This window comes from Candidatus Dechloromonas phosphoritropha, from assembly GCA_016722705.1.
Classification (GTDB): Bacteria; Pseudomonadota; Gammaproteobacteria; order Burkholderiales; family Rhodocyclaceae; genus Azonexus; species Azonexus phosphoritrophus.
In genome coordinates, this window is the sequence record JADKGN010000004.1 from 2021728 (window position 1) to 2036919 (window position 15192).

The 15192-nt window shown below is 59.3% G+C and carries 14 protein-coding genes and 1 pseudogene; 8 read left to right on the plus strand and 7 right to left on the minus strand.

Annotated features, from left to right (window positions below; all coding sequences use genetic code 11):
• Position 1: 1 nt before the first annotated feature.
• Entirely contained in the window at positions 2-1387 is a 1386-nt protein-coding gene (gene argH / locus IPP03_15445; GenBank protein ID MBL0353974.1) for an argininosuccinate lyase, read from the minus strand.
• Positions 1388-1421: 34 nt separating this feature from the next.
• Between argH and IPP03_15450 the strand changes: the two genes are divergently transcribed.
• Entirely contained in the window at positions 1422-2435 is a 1014-nt protein-coding gene (locus IPP03_15450) for a histidine kinase (protein MBL0353975.1), read from the plus strand.
• Entirely contained in the window at positions 2414-3193 is a 780-nt protein-coding gene (locus IPP03_15455; GenBank protein ID MBL0353976.1) for a response regulator transcription factor, read from the plus strand. Before IPP03_15450 ends, IPP03_15455 begins: the two co-directional genes overlap by 22 nt.
• Before the next feature lies 1 nt (position 3194).
• On the opposite strand, the gene IPP03_15460 is transcribed toward IPP03_15455, so the two are convergent.
• On the minus strand, positions 3195-4160 hold the full coding sequence (locus tag IPP03_15460; protein MBL0353977.1) for a LysR family transcriptional regulator: 966 nt from the start codon (positions 4158-4160) through the stop codon (positions 3195-3197).
• A 137-nt stretch (positions 4161-4297) separates the two neighbouring features.
• Here IPP03_15460 and IPP03_15465 point away from each other — a divergent pair, with 137 nt between their 5' ends.
• Together IPP03_15465 and gdhA are read left to right on the plus strand one after the other, a co-directional pair.
• Positions 4298-4735: a GreA/GreB family elongation factor gene (locus IPP03_15465; protein MBL0353978.1), complete on the plus strand. Its 438-nt coding sequence runs from the start codon at positions 4298-4300 to the stop codon at positions 4733-4735.
• 19 nt (positions 4736-4754) lie between these two features.
• Complete coding sequence (gene gdhA / locus IPP03_15470) at positions 4755-6098, plus strand: NADP-specific glutamate dehydrogenase (GenBank protein MBL0353979.1); 1344 nt, start codon at positions 4755-4757, stop codon at positions 6096-6098.
• A 101-nt stretch (positions 6099-6199) separates the two neighbouring features.
• On the opposite strand, the gene pepN is transcribed toward gdhA, so the two are convergent.
• The 3 genes and pseudogenes from pepN to IPP03_15485 all read right to left on the minus strand — a co-directional run bounded on the left by pepN (position 6200) and on the right by IPP03_15485 (position 10779).
• Entirely contained in the window at positions 6200-8800 is a 2601-nt protein-coding gene (gene pepN / locus IPP03_15475; protein ID MBL0353980.1) for an aminopeptidase N, read from the minus strand.
• Between the two features lie 283 nt (positions 8801-9083).
• Positions 9084-9473 carry a hypothetical protein gene (locus IPP03_15480; protein MBL0353981.1) on the minus strand — a complete coding sequence of 130 codons (390 nt, stop codon included), beginning with the start codon at positions 9471-9473 and terminating at the stop codon, positions 9084-9086.
• Positions 9474-9540: 67 nt separating this feature from the next.
• Positions 9541-10779 (minus strand): annotated as a pseudogene (locus IPP03_15485) (hypothetical protein).
• Positions 10780-11145: 366 nt separating this feature from the next.
• Between IPP03_15485 and IPP03_15490 the strand changes: the two are divergent.
• Together IPP03_15490 and IPP03_15495 are read left to right on the plus strand one after the other, a co-directional pair.
• Positions 11146-11565: a hypothetical protein gene (locus tag IPP03_15490; GenBank protein ID MBL0353982.1), complete on the plus strand. Its 420-nt coding sequence runs from the start codon at positions 11146-11148 to the stop codon at positions 11563-11565.
• The gene (locus tag IPP03_15495; GenBank protein MBL0353983.1) at positions 11565-12281 is read left to right on the plus strand and encodes a hypothetical protein; all 717 of its coding nucleotides are present in this window, start codon (positions 11565-11567) and stop codon (positions 12279-12281) included. The genes IPP03_15490 and IPP03_15495 overlap by 1 nt, the downstream gene beginning before the upstream one ends.
• Before the next feature lie 374 nt (positions 12282-12655).
• Here the strand turns inward: IPP03_15495 and IPP03_15500 are convergent, their stop codons facing one another.
• Together IPP03_15500 and IPP03_15505 are read right to left on the minus strand one after the other, a co-directional pair.
• Positions 12656-12946 (minus strand): hypothetical protein, encoded by a 291-nt coding sequence (locus IPP03_15500; protein ID MBL0353984.1) that lies wholly within the window; start codon positions 12944-12946, stop codon positions 12656-12658.
• Complete coding sequence (locus tag IPP03_15505; protein ID MBL0353985.1) at positions 12916-13161, minus strand: hypothetical protein; 246 nt, start codon at positions 13159-13161, stop codon at positions 12916-12918. Before IPP03_15505 ends, IPP03_15500 begins: the two co-directional genes overlap by 31 nt.
• A 320-nt stretch (positions 13162-13481) precedes the next feature.
• On the opposite strand from IPP03_15505, the gene IPP03_15510 reads away from it, so the two are divergent.
• Both IPP03_15510 and IPP03_15515 read left to right on the plus strand, forming a co-directional pair.
• Positions 13482-14738: a MarR family transcriptional regulator gene (locus tag IPP03_15510; protein MBL0353986.1), complete on the plus strand. Its 1257-nt coding sequence runs from the start codon at positions 13482-13484 to the stop codon at positions 14736-14738.
• Positions 14735-15013: an ArsR family transcriptional regulator gene (locus IPP03_15515; protein MBL0353987.1), complete on the plus strand. Its 279-nt coding sequence runs from the start codon at positions 14735-14737 to the stop codon at positions 15011-15013. Before IPP03_15510 ends, IPP03_15515 begins: the two co-directional genes overlap by 4 nt.
• Positions 15014-15192: the final 179 nt, after the last annotated feature.

A 15192-nucleotide genomic window follows, 5' to 3' on the forward strand; every position in this document is an offset into this window, starting at 1 on the left:
TTCAGAGGCGGCTGCGCGCCCTGGTGATGGCCGCTCTGACCTGGGCCGGGGCAGTGCCGCCGATGTGGTTGCGCGAAGCGAGCGAACCCGCCACGGTCAACACCGAAAAAACGTCATTTTCCACTTGCGGGCAGAAGGCTCTCAGTTCGTCGAGCGTCAGTTGCGGCAGGTCGACGCCTTTTGCCTCGGCGGCCTTGACGGCGAGGCCGACCGCTTCATGGGCGTCACGGAAGGGTAGGCCCTTTTTGGTGAGGTAGTCGGCGAGGTCGGTGGCGGTGGCGAAGCCCTGGGTCAGCGCCGCCGTCATGTTGTCGGCGCGCACGGTGATGCCGCCGGCCATGTCGGCGAAGATGCGCAGCGTGTCGGTCACGGTGTCGACGGCATCGAACAGCGGTTCCTTGTCTTCCTGGTTGTCCTTGTTGTAGGCCAGCGGTTGCGATTTCATCAGGGTCAGCAGGCTCATCAGCTGGCCATAGACGCGGCCAGTCTTGCCGCGCGCCAGTTCCGGCACGTCCGGGTTCTTCTTCTGCGGCATGATCGACGAGCCGGTGCAGAAGCGGTCGGCGATCTGGATGAAACCGACGCGCGGGCTCATCCACATCACCAGTTCTTCGGAGAGGCGGCTGATGTGCATCATCAGCAGCGCGCAGGCAGCGGTGAACTCGATGGCGAAGTCGCGATCCGACACGGCATCGAGCGAATTCTCGCAGACGCCCTCGAAGCCGAGCTCGGCAGCGACGAATTCGCGGTCGATCGGGTAGGTCGTGCCAGCCAGCGCGGCGGCGCCGAGCGGCAAGCGGTTGACGCGCTTGCGGGCATCGGCGAAACGCTCGGCGTCGCGGCCGAACATTTCGAAGTAGGCCAGCATGTGGTGGCCGAAAGTCACCGGCTGCGCGACCTGCAGATGGGTGAAACCGGGCATGGCCGTTGCCGCTTCCTTTTCGGCGAGGTCGATCAGCGCGCTGCGGAAGGCCTTGAGCAGCATTTGGATGTCGTCGATGGCGTCGCGCAGATAAAGGCGGATGTCGGTGGCGACCTGATCGTTGCGCGAGCGGCCGGTGTGCAGGCGCTTGCCGGCATCGCCAATGAGTGCGGTGAGGCGTTTTTCGATGTTGAGGTGCACATCCTCGAAGTCGAGCGACCACTCGAACTTGCCGGATTCGATCTCGTGCTGCACGGCTTCCATGCCGCGCTCGATGTCGATCAGATCGCCCTTGCCGATGATCCCCTGGCGGGCCAGCATCCTCGCATGCGCCAGCGAGCCGCGAATATCCTGTTGCCACATGCGCCGGTCGAAGTCGACCGAGGCGGTGTAGCGCTTGACGAGATCGGAGACCGGTTCCGAGAATCGTCCGGCCCAGGTGTATTGCGCGGCGCTGGAAGTCATAGAATAGGGCGGTCAAGGCGATCAGGCATCAGGAATGGCAAGTATACGGTACTTTCCGGCAACGCATCCGCTACCCGACTGGCGTAATTTCGGGGTTATGTTGCGCGTGCTGCTCGGGGTCAACCTGCTGGCGCTGGCCGTTGCCTTCATCCAGTCACCCGGGTTGGCCGACTGGATGGCGCGCTATGTCGAGATGGCGGCGCTGGTCGAACCATTGCTCCTTCTCGCGCTCGGGCTGCTGGCGGCATTGCGCGATCCGCTGCGGAGCCTGCCGCTGCGCCTCGGGCAACTGGTCGTGTTCATCCTGGCGGGCGGACTGGCGTATACCCAGAATCTCTTCTGGCAGTCGCTCGGTTTCGGCGACGGCGGCAACGCGTTGCGCCCGGTCATGCTGACGATGGCGGCGACCGTCGTGATGCTCGGTTACTTCGAATTGCGCGCCCGCGCCTTTTCGCCGGCCCAGGCCGAAGCGCGTCTGGCGGCCTTGAACGCACGCATCCGCCCGCATTTTTTGTTCAACTCGCTCAATGCCGTGCTGTCGTTGATCCGCGCCCGGCCGCAGCAGGCCGAGGCGGCGCTGGAGTCGCTGTCCGACCTGTTCCGCGCCGCGATGCGCGACCCTGGTGAAATGATCAGCCTAGCCGACGAGATCGCGCTCGGCAAGCAGTACTTCGAACTCGAAAGGCTGCGTCTCGGGGAGCGTCTCACGGTCGACTGGAAAATCGGGGCGGTTTCCATGAGCCTGCCGATTCCGCCGCTGATGCTGCAGCCGCTGCTGGAAAATGCCGTGTATCACGGCATCGAGCCGTCACCCGAGGGTGGTACGGTACGCATTACGATCGAGCAGGGCGGCGACGAACTGCGGATCGCCATCGCCAACCCGAACACCAGTCAGTCGCAACATGCGGCCGGCAACCACATCGCCGTCGCCAACATCCGCGAACGCCTCGCCCTGTATTACGATCTCGAGGCACGTCTGGAAATCGACGCCAGCGAGCAATTCTACGAGGTCCGCATCATCCTGCCATGCCGCACGCCGAACCCCTGAAAATCCTGGTCGTCGATGACGAGCCGCTGGCGCGCGCCCGTCTGCGCGAACTGCTCGTCGACATTGCCATCCAGTTCCCGTCCACAGTCGTCGGCGAGGCAGGCAACGGCGTCGCGGCGCTCGAATTCCTGCGCGACCACCCGGTCGATGTCGTGCTTGCCGACATCCGCATGCCGCGCATGGACGGCATCGAACTGGCCGGCCATCTCGGCGCCTTTCCGGCGCCGCCGGCGGTGATCTTTACCACCGCCTACGACAATTATGCGGTGCAGGCTTTTGACCTCAACGCCGTCGACTACCTGCTCAAGCCGGTCCGCGCCCAGCGCCTGCTTGTTGCCTTGCAAAAGGTGCAAACCGCACAACCGGCCGATCCGGAACTGCTTGCCAGCGTCGGGCGCGCCGTGCGTGGTGGCGGGCGCACCCACCTGTCGTGCCTCGAACGCGGCCGCCTGCTGCTCTTGCCGGTCGCTGAAGTTCTCTACTTCAAGGCCGACCTCAAGTATGTCGCGGCGCGCACGGTCGACCGCGAATACCTGCTCGACGAGGCGCTGACCCATCTCGAAAGCGAATATGCCGAGCGCTTCATTCGCCTGCACCGTGCGGTGCTGGTGGCGAGAATGGCGCTCGCCGGCTTCGAGAAGGCTGCCGGCGACGATGCCGAGGCCTACGGCTGGGCCTTGCTGCGCGGTGTCCCGGACAAGTTGCCGGTCAGCCGCCGCCAGTGGGCCCCGGCCAAGGCGGCGACGATCGGCGCCTGAATCAGCCACCACCCAGTGCCGGAGGCGTTTGGAAGAAGGGAAATGGCGCAGCGGTTTCGTCTTTGGCCTGATCCCAGTAAGGCTCGATACCAAAACGCCCGACCAGAAATTCGATGAATGCCCTTGTTTTTAACGGCAGGTGTTGATTGGGCAGGTGAACGGCGTAGAGGAAGCGCTCCAGAGGGACATAGCCGGGCAGGACTTCAAGAAGATGGCCGGTCTGCAAGGCCTGGCCAACGATAAAGGTGGGGAGCAGGGCCAGCCCCAGCCCGCCCAGAACTGCCTGCGAAAGCGCTTCATCATCGTTGATGCGCAGCGTGCCGCTGACCGGGATGGCAGTCGCGTCTTCCGGCCCCCGCAGGTGCCAGAGCCCCTGAGTATTCATGAAAGTGTAATCCAGGCAGTTGTGATTGACGAGATCCTGAGGGGTTTGCGGCATGCCGCGCCGGGCCAGGTATTCGCGGCTGCCACAGATTTTTCGACGAATCGGGGCCAGGCGTCGCGCCACCAGGTTTTGTCCCGGTTCGGCGGTAATGCGCAGCGCGAGGTCATAGCCTTCGTCAACCAGGTCGACGAAGCGGTCGCCAATCGCCAGGTCGACACAAAGATCCGGATATTGCGCCATGAAGTCGGGCAGGGCGGGGGCGACATGCAGCGTGCTGAAGGCCACCGGGGCACTGATTTTTAGTGTGCCGCGCGGTTCCATGTGCAGGCGATGGATGGTGCTGTCGGCGAGCGCCAACTCGTCAAGAATGCGATCGCAGTGCTCGAAATAGGCTTCGCCGATTTCAGTCAGGCCGAGCCGACGTGTGCTTCGGTGCAACAAGCGGACTCCCAGTGCCGCTTCCAGCCGCGAAACGGCCTTGCTGACACTGGATTTCGATGTGTCCAGGCGTCGCGCCGCGCCGGAAAAGCTTTTTGCCTTGACCACCTGGGCAAAGATCAGCATGTCTTTGATATCGTACATGGCCACGCTTTATTGTTTCAATATAGGAAACAGTTTTATTCAATTCGCTGGGCTTATCAACTGGCATCGGGCTGTCTATCATCGTCTCGTCGGGTTGGGGAAGGCCGAGTACTCCTTTGATCCCAAGAAAGGTGAAGATGGAAAACGTGAATCTTATGCTGAGCGATGTGGATTTTGTGAGACTGATGGCCATGCCAACGCCGCCCGAACTCCGGGCGGTGTTGGAGTGCGCGATTGTCTTTCCTGCGGAATCAATGATCCCGGGGGTTGTTACCATGCAATCCCGGGTGTGTTACCGCGATCAGCAAACCGGTCAGAGTCGCGAAGTCGAGATCGTGTTCCCGGAGGACGCAGACGCCTCTCGCGGACGGGTATCGGTGCTGGCGCCGGTCGGCGCGGCACTGATTGGCCTGGCAATCGGTCAGGAGATCGACTGGGAATTTCCCGATGCCAGCTTGCGCCGCCTGCTGGTGCTGGACGTGAGCTATCCGGAAGGCAATATGCCCGGGCGGTCTGTGGCGCACCAGGCTTACACCGCCGGGCAGCGTCATAATGCCGCCCGGCGCCCTGCCTAGCACCTACGGAGTTTTGATCATGGAGTATCGTTCGTATGAAGAATTCATTGCCCATGTCGCGTTGCGTAACCCCGGCCAGCCGGAGTTCCTGCAGGCGGTAGCGGAAGTCATCGAAAGCGTCTGGCCATTCATCGAGAAGCACCCGCGCTATGTGGAACATGGCTTGCTGGATCGTCTGGTCGAGCCGGAGCGGGTCATCATGTTCCGCGTGTCCTGGGTCAATGATCACGGAGATGTTCAGGTCAATCGCGGCTACCGGATTCAGCATTCTTCGGTGATCGGGCCGTTCAAGGGCGGGATTCGTTTCCACCCTTCGGTCGATCTCTCCATCCTGAAGTTTCTGGCTTTTGAGCAAACCTTCAAGAATGCGCTGACCACGCTGCCCATGGGTGGCGGCAAGGGCGGTTCCAATTTCGACCCCAAGGGCAAGAGTCCGGGGGAGGTCATGCGGTTTTGCCAGGCATTCGTCAGCGAACTGTTTCGCCATATTGGCTCGGATACCGATGTTCCGGCGGGCGATATCGGCGTTGGTGGCCGGGAGATTGGCTACATGGCCGGCATGATGAAGAAACTTTCGAATCGTGCCGATTGCGTCTTTACCGGCAAGGGTCTGAGTTTCGGTGGTTCGCTGATTCGTCCCGAGGCTACCGGCTACGGCACGATCTATTTTGCCGAGCAGATGCTCAAGCAGCGCGGACGGAACTTCGAGGGACTGCGCGTCAGCATCTCCGGGGCCGGCAACGTTGCCCAGTTTGCTATCGAGAAGGCCATGGCGCTTGGCGCGAAGGTCATTACCGTGTCCGATTCGTCGGGAACGGTGGTAGATGAAGACGGCTTTACGCGCGAGAAGCTGGCGGAATTGATGGAAGTGAAAAACCATCTGTACGGCCGGGTCAGCGACTACGCCCAGCGTGTGGGGGCTCATTTCCTGGCTGGCGCTCGCCCCTGGCAGGTGCCGGTTGACGTGGCTCTGCCGTGTGCGACGCAGAACGAGATCGATGGCGCCGATGCCGCAACCTTGCTGCGCAATGGCGTCATTTGCGTGGCCGAGGGCGCCAACATGCCGTCGACTGCCGAAGCGGTCCGCATTTTCGAGAGCAACGACGTGCTTTACGCGCCGGGCAAGGCCAGCAACGCGGGTGGCGTAGCCACCTCGGGGCTGGAGATGAGCCAGAATGCCATGCGTTTGTCGTGGCCGCCGGAGGAAGTCGATACCCGATTGCACGAAATCATGGTCAGTATCCATGACGCCTGCCTGAATTATGGCCGTGGCGAGAACGGGAAAGTGAGTTACGTAAACGGCGCGAATATCGCCGGGTTCGTCAAGGTCGCCGAAGCCATGCTGGCTCAAGGCATTGTTTGATCCCACTCGCTTGCAGGCGCCATGAAAACGACCATCGATCCAATGGCGATCATTCCACAAACTTGAGCAATAACGGGGCGGGCTGACTGCCCCGTTAGCGATCAGACGAGTGCCCGGCTCACCACCTCCAGCACATCGCGCGACAGGCCGTCGTGGTCGCGAATGCGTTCCAGCGCCACTCTGGCATGTGCCTGCCGGTTGGCATCGAACTTTTGCCAGCGGTCGAAGCAGCGGGCCAGGCGCGAGGCAACCTGCGGATTGCGGTCGTGCAGCGCCAGAATCTGCTCGGCCATGAAGGCATAGCCGCTGCCGTCGGCAGCGTTGAAGCGCACCAGATTGGCGCCGAAGGCGCGGATCAGCGCATAAATCTTGTTCGGATTGGCGAGGTCAAAGGCCGGGTGCGTGGTTAGTGTCTTGACCGTGGCCAGCGTTTCGGGACGCCGGCTGGTCGATTGCACGGCCAGCCACTTGTCGACGACGAGAGCTTCACCCTGCCAGCGGGCGTAGAATTCGGCCAGCGCCGTGGAGCGTTCCGGGCAGTCGGCAGCATTGACGTTGGCCAGTGCGGCCAGCGCTGCGAACTGGTCGGTCATGTTGTCGGCCGACTCGAATTGCTTGAGCGCCAGGGCGCGGACCGCCGGCGTATCGAGTTCGAGCAGGTAAGAAAGGCACAAGTTACGCAGCGCCCGGCGGCCGGCCTGTTCGCTGCTCGGCGCATAAGGCTCGCTGACGGTCAACGCCGAATACAGGCCAAAAAACTCCTTTTCCAGTTGTTCAGCCAAGTGGTGGCGCAGGCCGTTGCGGGCGGCGTGCAGGGCGTCCGGGTCGACGATGTCGAGCATTTCGGCGAGCGTCGATTCGCCGGGCAGGCTGAGCGCTTCGGCGACGAAGGCAGCGCCGCGGGCGGCTTGCGCCTGCAACAGGCGGCGTATGGCGTCGATAAAATCGGCTGGCCAGAGCGGTGTCTCGCCGGCGGCGATGGCCGCGGTAGCGTCGAGGATCAGTTGCGTAGCCAGACGTTGCCCGGCCTCCCAGGCGTTGAACGGGTCGCTTTCGTGGGCGAGCAGCACGGCCAGCTGGGCCGGTGTGTAGTCGAAATCGAGGATCACCGGCGCCGAGAAATCGCGTAGCAGCGAGGGGATAGGCTCGGAGACGAGGTCGTTGAAAACGAAGGATTGCGTCGTTGCGGTCAGGTGCAGCAGACGTTCTCTGCCGGCGATCAGTTCGCCGGCTTCGGTGAACAGCGCGACGCGAATCGGGATAAGGTAAGGGGCATCGTCCGAAGCGCGGCGGTTGGCTTGCGTGCAGGTCAGCGTATAGGTTTTCGATTCGGCATCGAAATAGCCGTCGACCGCAACATGCGGCGTCCCGGGTTGGTTGTACCAGCGCATGAACTGACTGAAATCGAAACCACTGGCGGCGCTCATCGCGGCAACGAAATCCTCGCAGGTCACGGCCTGGCCGTCGTGACGGCGGAAGTATTCGTCCATGCCGGCACGAAAAGCCTCACGGCCGATCAGGGTCTGGATCATGCGGATGACTTCGGCGCCCTTTTCATAGACGGTCGCCGTGTAGAAATTGTTGATTTCGACGAAGCTGGCCGGGCGGATCGGGTGCGCCATCGGTCCGGCATCTTCCGGGAACTGGGCGGCGCGCAGGCCGCGTACCTCGCGGATGCGGGCGATCGAGCGGTTATGCAGGTCGGCGCCGAATTCCTGATCGCGGAAGACGGTCAGGCCTTCCTTCAGCGAAAGCTGGAACCAGTCGCGGCAGGTGACGCGGTTGCCGGTCCAGTTGTGGAAATACTCGTGGGCGACGACGCGGTCGATGTTCTCGAAATCGACGTCGGTGGCGACGTCGCTGCGCGCCAGCACATACTTCGTGTTGAAGATGTTGAGACCCTTGTTTTCCATCGCGCCCATGTTGAAATCGCCAACGGCGACGATCATGTAGTGGTCGAGATCGCATTCGAGGCCGAAGCGGTCCTCGTCCCAGCGCATCGATTTCTTCAGCGCTTCCATCGCATGCGGGCACTGGTCGAGCTTGCCCGGCTCGACGTAGATGGCGAGCTGCACATCGCGCCCGGAAGCGGTATGGAAACTGTCGCGCAACACATCGAGCTTGCCAGCGACGACAGCGAACAGGTAGGCCGGCTTCCTGAACGGATCTTCCCATTTAGTCCAATGCCGGCCGTCAGCCTCTTCGCCGGCAGCGACCGGATTACCGTTGGCGAGCAGCACCGGGAACTTCACCTTGTCGGCGTGCAGCGTCACGCTGTACGTGGACATCACGTCCGGCCGGTCGAGAAACCAGGTGATGCGGCGGAATCCCTGCGCCTCGCACTGCGTGAAATAGCCGTCGTGGGAACGGTAGAGGCCGGACAGGCCGGTGTTCGCGTCGGGTTCGATGCGGACGACGGTCTGCAGCGTGAAGGCATCGGGAACGTCGGCGATGGTCAGCGTATTCGGTGTCGCGGAAAACGGCACTTTTTCGCCGTCGACCGCAACACTCAGCGTTTCCAGTTCCTCGCCATCGAGCACCAGCGGCTGCGCGGCAACGGCCGGGTTGCGGCGCATCGCCAGCGTGGTGGTGACGGTCGTGCCACCACCTTCAATGACGAAATCGAGGTCGACGCTATCGACCAGGAAGGCGGGCGGGGTGTAGTCCTTGAGATAGATGGTTTGCGGGGTGTCGGTTTTCATCGTTTGAGCAGCATCGGGGTTGGATCGGCCGATGATACGTCAAAGCGGAGAGGGCGGCTTTTATGGGGCGCGGGGTGTGTGCGACTTGAGGCAGTCGGGGCGCGGTTGTGGGGCTATTTCCGGTGTCGACCCACTGCGGCCATTGGGATTGGTGAAAATTGAATGGCAGCCTTGTGGTGGTAAAGGGACGCATGCTGCTCGCGATTCAAAAGCGCAACGGTTCGTACAGGCTCGACAATGGATGTCGACTGACGTTATCAGGTGGCGCGTCCTTTTAAGCATTTCATGATCCGAGTTCGGCAAGCCGCTGAAGCAATCGGCGAACATCGCCATCTTCGATCATTGCGGACCAATGTCCTTCACAAAACCGCTCCCCACGAACACAATATGTCAGCATTGTCTTGATTTGGGCAAGATCGGCGGTATTCACAACTTCGTCGTCTTCAAGCATTCGGCCTGCCACTTCAGGACTATAGGCATAGTCACTCCAGCATTCTCTGGAAGCAATCCGGAAAAATTCCTCAACAACCTCGTCGTATTCTGGCCAAGACAGAGTAATAACGCCGTTCTCATCTGTGGTTCCGCCGCCCCATCCCCTGATGGGTGTAAACCCTTGGGCGTACAGTCGTGGCAGAAACGAGATTAATGCGTCAATTTCCTGCAATGTGGGCATTCGTGTTTTCACTGATTCTCGTCATTTTTTGTGCTATCAGTCGAATCTATCCACGCTCATGTCGATCTCAAACTTGCTCGTTCTGTCGCTCTTGCATGAGTTTCTTGAGCCTTGGTCGAATCGCATTGACGTAAGCGTTAAGAGTTTCCTCGAACTAACGTTTCTTCAATTCATCATCAGGGAAATCCGAGGCGGGCAACTGCGTTGCAAACGTAAATTCACCACCGCCGATACCAAGCCTGAAGGCGGTATTTTCGGGCAGTTCGGCAAGTATTTCTTCGCTTTGCTGGGCCAGGGCTTCGATCATCTCTGTGTAGCCTGGTCTACGTCCGCCCAGAAAGACCCCGATTTTTCCGGCATCACCGCCGAGTCGATAGGCGGTTATCCAAATCTGCGGCCAGGGAAGCATCACGCGTACATTGTTAGGCCAGTACAACTTCGGGGGCTCTTGGTCGGGGTCGTCGAACTGCATTTCAAGAACCTGTTTCCACCACGCACGATATTCAGCCTGTTTTGGACTTTCGCCAAGCTCGTTCCTGTCGGTCGATCTGTCGACCTGCCCGGCAGATGCTTCCGTTCCAAGTTCATCTTCTTCCGATACGACTTCAAGTCTTCCGGATTCGCGAATCAGAACCACCGTACGTTCGATTATTTGCGTCTTTGCGATGGCACGCGGCTGGACAACTATCCCACCGTCTTCAAACCCATATAGAGCGACCTCGACCAGGCTGAATGCGAAGCCAGATGCAGCATTGCGGTTGATCAGTTCTGCAAGTGCGCCAACGTCTTCCCGGATGCCATCGCCCGCGATCAAGAGAAGGAATCTGCCCGATCGCATCGCGCTATAGGCATTGTCCACGAACTCCTGCTCTTTCAGGCCCGGCATAACGGCTTGGACAAGTTCAAAGGGAATATTGCCCTTGCGTCCGAGTACTGACGCCACTTGTCGCTGCAAATCGGAATACGACCAGCGACTGATCGCCCGCGCATAATCCAGAACCTGTGCGACCACTTTTCGTCTTGCTTCCGGGTTACGCCAGAGTTTGCATTCGACCAGCGTCAAGCGGCCGTATTGGTTGATGAAGGCAATGTCCAGCGGTCCGGCTTCAGTTTGGAGCTCCTTGCATAATGGAATTAGCGGTCCAAACGATGGGTCGATGTCCTTTAACGGCAGAAGTTCTGGATGTTCGAATAGCGTATCGCGCAGCCACGTTTCGTTACGACCCGAGGTCTCACCAAAAGCGAGCCTTTCGGCACGCACGGCTGGTTCGCCTTCTCGCTCAAGCAAAAAGAAATCATCGAACATTTCTGTCTCCTCGTTCGCCGGCGGCCCCAGAGGAAATCGCTTTCATCTATGATTGCCACATGAAAAAGTTCATCTTTGTCGCTGCCATTATGTGCTTGCCTCGACCGTTGAGGCAGGAACGAATGAGCGTGGAAGCGAGACCCGAATATACGACAAGCAGGGCCACTATGTCGGCAAGTCAGAGACTCGCGGGGATACAACTCGCCTCTATGACAAACAGGGGAATTATGAAGGCAAGAAGGTCACTCGGGGCAACACGACTGAGCTTTACGACAAACACGGGCAATCGCAAGGCAAGGCAGTCAGTCGCTGACTGCAATCAAGGCCAAGTCGATTCGCATGAATTCGAATTGAGGAACGTATGTCATGGCAAAGAAAGTGGCCCTCGTATCGTGCGTAAAGTCGAAGCGAGAGGTGCCTTCGCCCGCCTGTGATCTATATGCATCCCAGCTTTTTCAGGGGATGCGCAGATACGCCGAGCAGAACGCGGATGCATGGTTCATTCTCTCAGCAGAGCATGGCGTTCTCAGTCCCGATGAAGTAATCGCACCTTACGAAAAGACACTCAACAAGATGGGCAAAGCGGCAAGGAGCCAATGGTCGGCGCGGGTTGTACAGCAGTTGAGTGAGACTCTCGTGGCGGGGACTGCTGTGATTATTCTTGCTGGAAAGCGCTATCGCGATGGGATCATCCCGGCTCTGATAAAGGAGGGATACGAGGTTGAAGTCCCGTTGGCCGGCCTATCTTTCGGCCGTCAGCTCAGGTGGTTGAAGGAACACAGTTGATGACTGATGCCCTCGTTCACCTCGACAGGTTTTACGCTATCCTCGCTAAACTGGACGCATTGGAAAACCAAGGGGTTCCGCTCAGGGAATTAAGTTCGAAGTCAGGGTTGCCAGCGAGGGGGGTCTATTTCTTTCGTGAACCGGGAGAGTATCGTTCATCGTCCCCGCTGACGCCGAGGATCGTTAGAGTGGGCACACATGCTGTTAGCATTGGAGCTAAGGCAACCTTATGGAACCGATTGAGAACACATCGAGGGAACCGAATTGGTGATGGCAATCACCGCAGCTCGGTTTTTCGCCTGCACGTTGGAGCCGCATTGCTTGCTCGCAACGGAGAATCGCTTCCGACGTGGGGTCGTGGTGCATCTGCTCCTATAGAGGTTCGTCAAGACACGACTACCAAGGCAGATGAACTGGCCTTGGAGAAGAGTGTATCGGAATATCTCGGCAGCATGACTGTGTTATGGGTGGAAGTACCCGATGAGCCTGGGCCAAAAAGTGATCGAGCATATATTGAGAGGAACTCTATTGCCCTGCTCTCTAACAGACTTGCTCCTATTGATGTCGTTAATGGTAACTGGTTGGGTTGCTCAAGCCCTCGCGAGGAGATTCGCCACAGTCTGCTTTGGAACTTGAACCATGTTCTGGAATCAGTTGATAGGCAATTTCTTGGCCAGTTAGAGGCTGCAGTTGAGCGAACGATAAGCAAATCCTGAACCAGATTGATGACCTGATTAAAAGTTAGATCAGTTCGTAACTCAATTCCGGTTCAACCGGCCTGAGGTGCGTCTTCTCGTCACTGAACGACTTTAGCCTTGCACAAGGGAGGGTGTGTCAGAAGTTTTGCGTTTCCGCTAATGACCGCAAAAGCCGAACTCCAGGAGATTGGCAAGTTGTTGAATGGCGGCTCTCTGGGTTGTTGCCGCCTTTCTTTTTGTCAATTTCCGAGGTGAGCGAACGTCTCTTCATGGCCGACAGTAGTCATGTGCCTTCAGCTACCTTCGCTGCCAAACTCGCCTGCATTCCCACTCCAAAAATACCGGAATCGAGTCGTCGACCGCAGCATCCTCGATGCGTTCGAACGCGAGTGTCAGCATGACGCCGGTCTGGCCGGGCAGGATGCCGAAGGGCGGGCCCCTTGTCTGTTCGCGGACCGAGAAATCGCCGGCGTGCAGCGCACGGTGTAGCTTGACATGACATCCGGGCAGGAAATGCGGCGGAATCCCTGCGCCTCGCACTGCGTGAAATAACCGTCACGGGAACGGTAGAGGCCGAAAAGGTCGGTGTTCGCATCCGGGGCGATGCGGACGACGGTGCGCAGCGTAAGGGCATAGGGAACTTCGGCGATGGTCAGCGTGTTCGGCGTCGCGGAATAAGGCACTTTTTCGCCGTCGACCGCACACTCAAGGTTTTCAGTTCCTCACCGTCGAGCACCAGCGGTTGCGGGGCGATGGCCGGGTTGCGGCGCATCGTCAGCGTGGCGGTGACGGTTGTGCCGCCGGCTTCAATTACGAAATCGAGGTCGACGGTATCGACCAGGAATGCGGGCGGGGTGTAGTCCTTGAGATAAATGGTTGGCGGGGTGTCGGTTTTCATTGTTTGAGCAGCATCAGGGTTGGATCGGCCGATGATACGTCAAAGCGGAGAGGGCGGCTTTTGTCGGGCGCGGGGTGTGTGCGACTTGAGGCAGTCGGGGCGCGGTTGTGGGGCTATTTCCGGTGTCGACCTTCTGTGGACATCGACATTGCAGTTGTCATGAGGCCGGTTACTGAACTATTGCTGCCGCACAAGGCTGCAAGGTCAGGTCAGCGTATACCGTAAGGCAAACGGCGATTTCACCGCCATTTCATTGGGTTCGTCACTTCCTAAGCCGGACGAGCCGGAACCAAACAGGTATTACGATAGAAGCCTGACGAATGACCGAGGAGGCGATCATGTTGGCGATGGCTCTGGCGGAACGATACGCGACGAACATGCATGGCGTGCTTTCGTGCTTTGACCGGATCATTATCACCGGCACGCTGCCTGGTGCGTGCTACGCGGCAGGAATGACGAGTTATTTGTACACGCACGGAATTCGGGTATTCGACTACCCGCGATTTGCCGAGCCGCTGCGAGATCGCATTCGTGAGCGTGCGCAGGAGGTGTGTCTGGCGGCGGGTATTGAAATCGCGCACGTCAGCAAAAGCCATATTCGCAAGGAAGAGTTGGTCGCGCGAGTGCTCGCCGGTCGCGGCGACGCACCGGGTTTGGTGCATGTGCTCTCGGCCATGGAAGCCTGTCCGAGCTACAAACCGTGGCATGACAAAGGCAGTGGCAAGACTTACCTGCGCCCCGATCAAGGCAAGTGCCTGCACTACTACTTCTATTTCATCGACGAGGAACTGGGGTTGTGCTACCTGCGTGTGCCGACGTGGGCACCGTTCGGGTTGCAGTTCTACTGTAATGGTCACAGCGCTCTGGCAAGAACTCTGACGCGAGAAAGGATCGACTTCCTCCAGCAGGACAACGCCTTCCTGCGTGTCGCCGACATCGCGCAGGCGCAGGCGCTGGCGGATGCGTTCAGTCCCGACGTACTTCACCCGCGACTGGATCGCTATGCGCAGTGGTTGTGCCCAGTGCTTGACGTCTTTGGATCCTCGTATCACTGGAGCCTGCGCCAAGTCGAATACTCCACCGACCTGATGTTTCGCAGTGAGCAGATATGGGTTCCACTGTATGACGCCATTTCGCGCCAAGCGGTCTTGGCCGCCAACGCAGAACGCGTCTCCAGCTTTCTGGGCAAGAAGGTCACGCCACAACTGGCCCAGGAGATCGGTTCCCGGTTGTCCACCCGTATCGAGGGGCGCTGCATCAAGCACACCATGGGCGCCGCTGGCGTCAAGGTGTATGACAAATTCTCCCGCGTACTGCGGGTCGAAACGACCGTCAATGACGTGAGTTTCTTCAAACACCACCGCAAGGTGGAACACAAGGACAGGCACGCCACCCGAGAATTGGCGCCCCTGAAGAAGACAATCTATAGCCTGATCGACCTGCGCGACATCCTGCTCGGCTGCAACCAACGTTACCTGGCGTTCCTCTCCAGCCTCGATGACCCCAGTGCCGGCGAGCGTGACTTGGAGCGATTGAGCATGCCACGGTTGGGGGCGGCTCCCGGTGTCAAAGGGTGAACTTCTTTGATCCTGCCGAGAAAGCCTTGCTGCAAACCATGCAACGCGGCGAGTTCAACATTCACGGTTGGCGTCGTGCCGATCTTCTCAGCTATCTGAAGCTCACTCCGTCCGCCATGTCGCGCCAACTTGCCCGACTGCGTACGCTCGGCTTGATCAAGAAAGTCACTCATACCTATCGCTACTACCTCACTCGATTGGGGCGTTCAGTCGTCGCTGCGGCCTGCTCATTGACCCGCTTCAACATAGTGCCAACCATGGCTTGCGCATCCTGAATTCTTCTCATGATTTGTGATGATTGAACTGGTTAGTGACTAAATGCCCTGCGCGTACAGGCGGGCATCGAACAAGCCTTAACAGATGCGGAAATTCGTCCCCTGAATTCTCGGGGGAGACCAAAGACTGCCCATTGATCAGGAAGCGGCCGCTCAAGCTCCTGAGATCGACTTCTCAA

Excerpts from the sequence above, each read along its gene's own strand:
- argH (MBL0353974.1), bottom strand. The coding sequence starts at position 1,387 with ATGACTTCCAGCGCCGCGCAATACACCTGGGCCGGACGATTCTCGGAA.
- IPP03_15450 (MBL0353975.1), top strand. The coding sequence starts at position 1,422 with ATGGCAAGTATACGGTACTTTCCGGCAACGCATCCGCTACCCGACTGG.
- IPP03_15455 (MBL0353976.1), top strand. The coding sequence starts at position 2,414 with ATGCCGCACGCCGAACCCCTGAAAATCCTGGTCGTCGATGACGAGCCG.
- IPP03_15460 (MBL0353977.1), bottom strand. The coding sequence starts at position 4,160 with ATGTACGATATCAAAGACATGCTGATCTTTGCCCAGGTGGTCAAGGCA.
- IPP03_15465 (MBL0353978.1), top strand. The coding sequence starts at position 4,298 with ATGGAAAACGTGAATCTTATGCTGAGCGATGTGGATTTTGTGAGACTG.
- gdhA (MBL0353979.1), top strand. The coding sequence starts at position 4,755 with ATGGAGTATCGTTCGTATGAAGAATTCATTGCCCATGTCGCGTTGCGT.
- pepN (MBL0353980.1), bottom strand. The coding sequence starts at position 8,800 with ATGAAAACCGACACCCCGCAAACCATCTATCTCAAGGACTACACCCCG.
- IPP03_15480 (MBL0353981.1), bottom strand. The coding sequence starts at position 9,473 with ATGCCCACATTGCAGGAAATTGACGCATTAATCTCGTTTCTGCCACGA.
- IPP03_15490 (MBL0353982.1), top strand. The coding sequence starts at position 11,146 with ATGGCAAAGAAAGTGGCCCTCGTATCGTGCGTAAAGTCGAAGCGAGAG.
- IPP03_15495 (MBL0353983.1), top strand. The coding sequence starts at position 11,565 with ATGACTGATGCCCTCGTTCACCTCGACAGGTTTTACGCTATCCTCGCT.
- IPP03_15505 (MBL0353985.1), bottom strand. The coding sequence starts at position 13,161 with ATGAAAACCGACACCCCGCCAACCATTTATCTCAAGGACTACACCCCG.
- IPP03_15510 (MBL0353986.1), top strand. The coding sequence starts at position 13,482 with ATGACCGAGGAGGCGATCATGTTGGCGATGGCTCTGGCGGAACGATAC.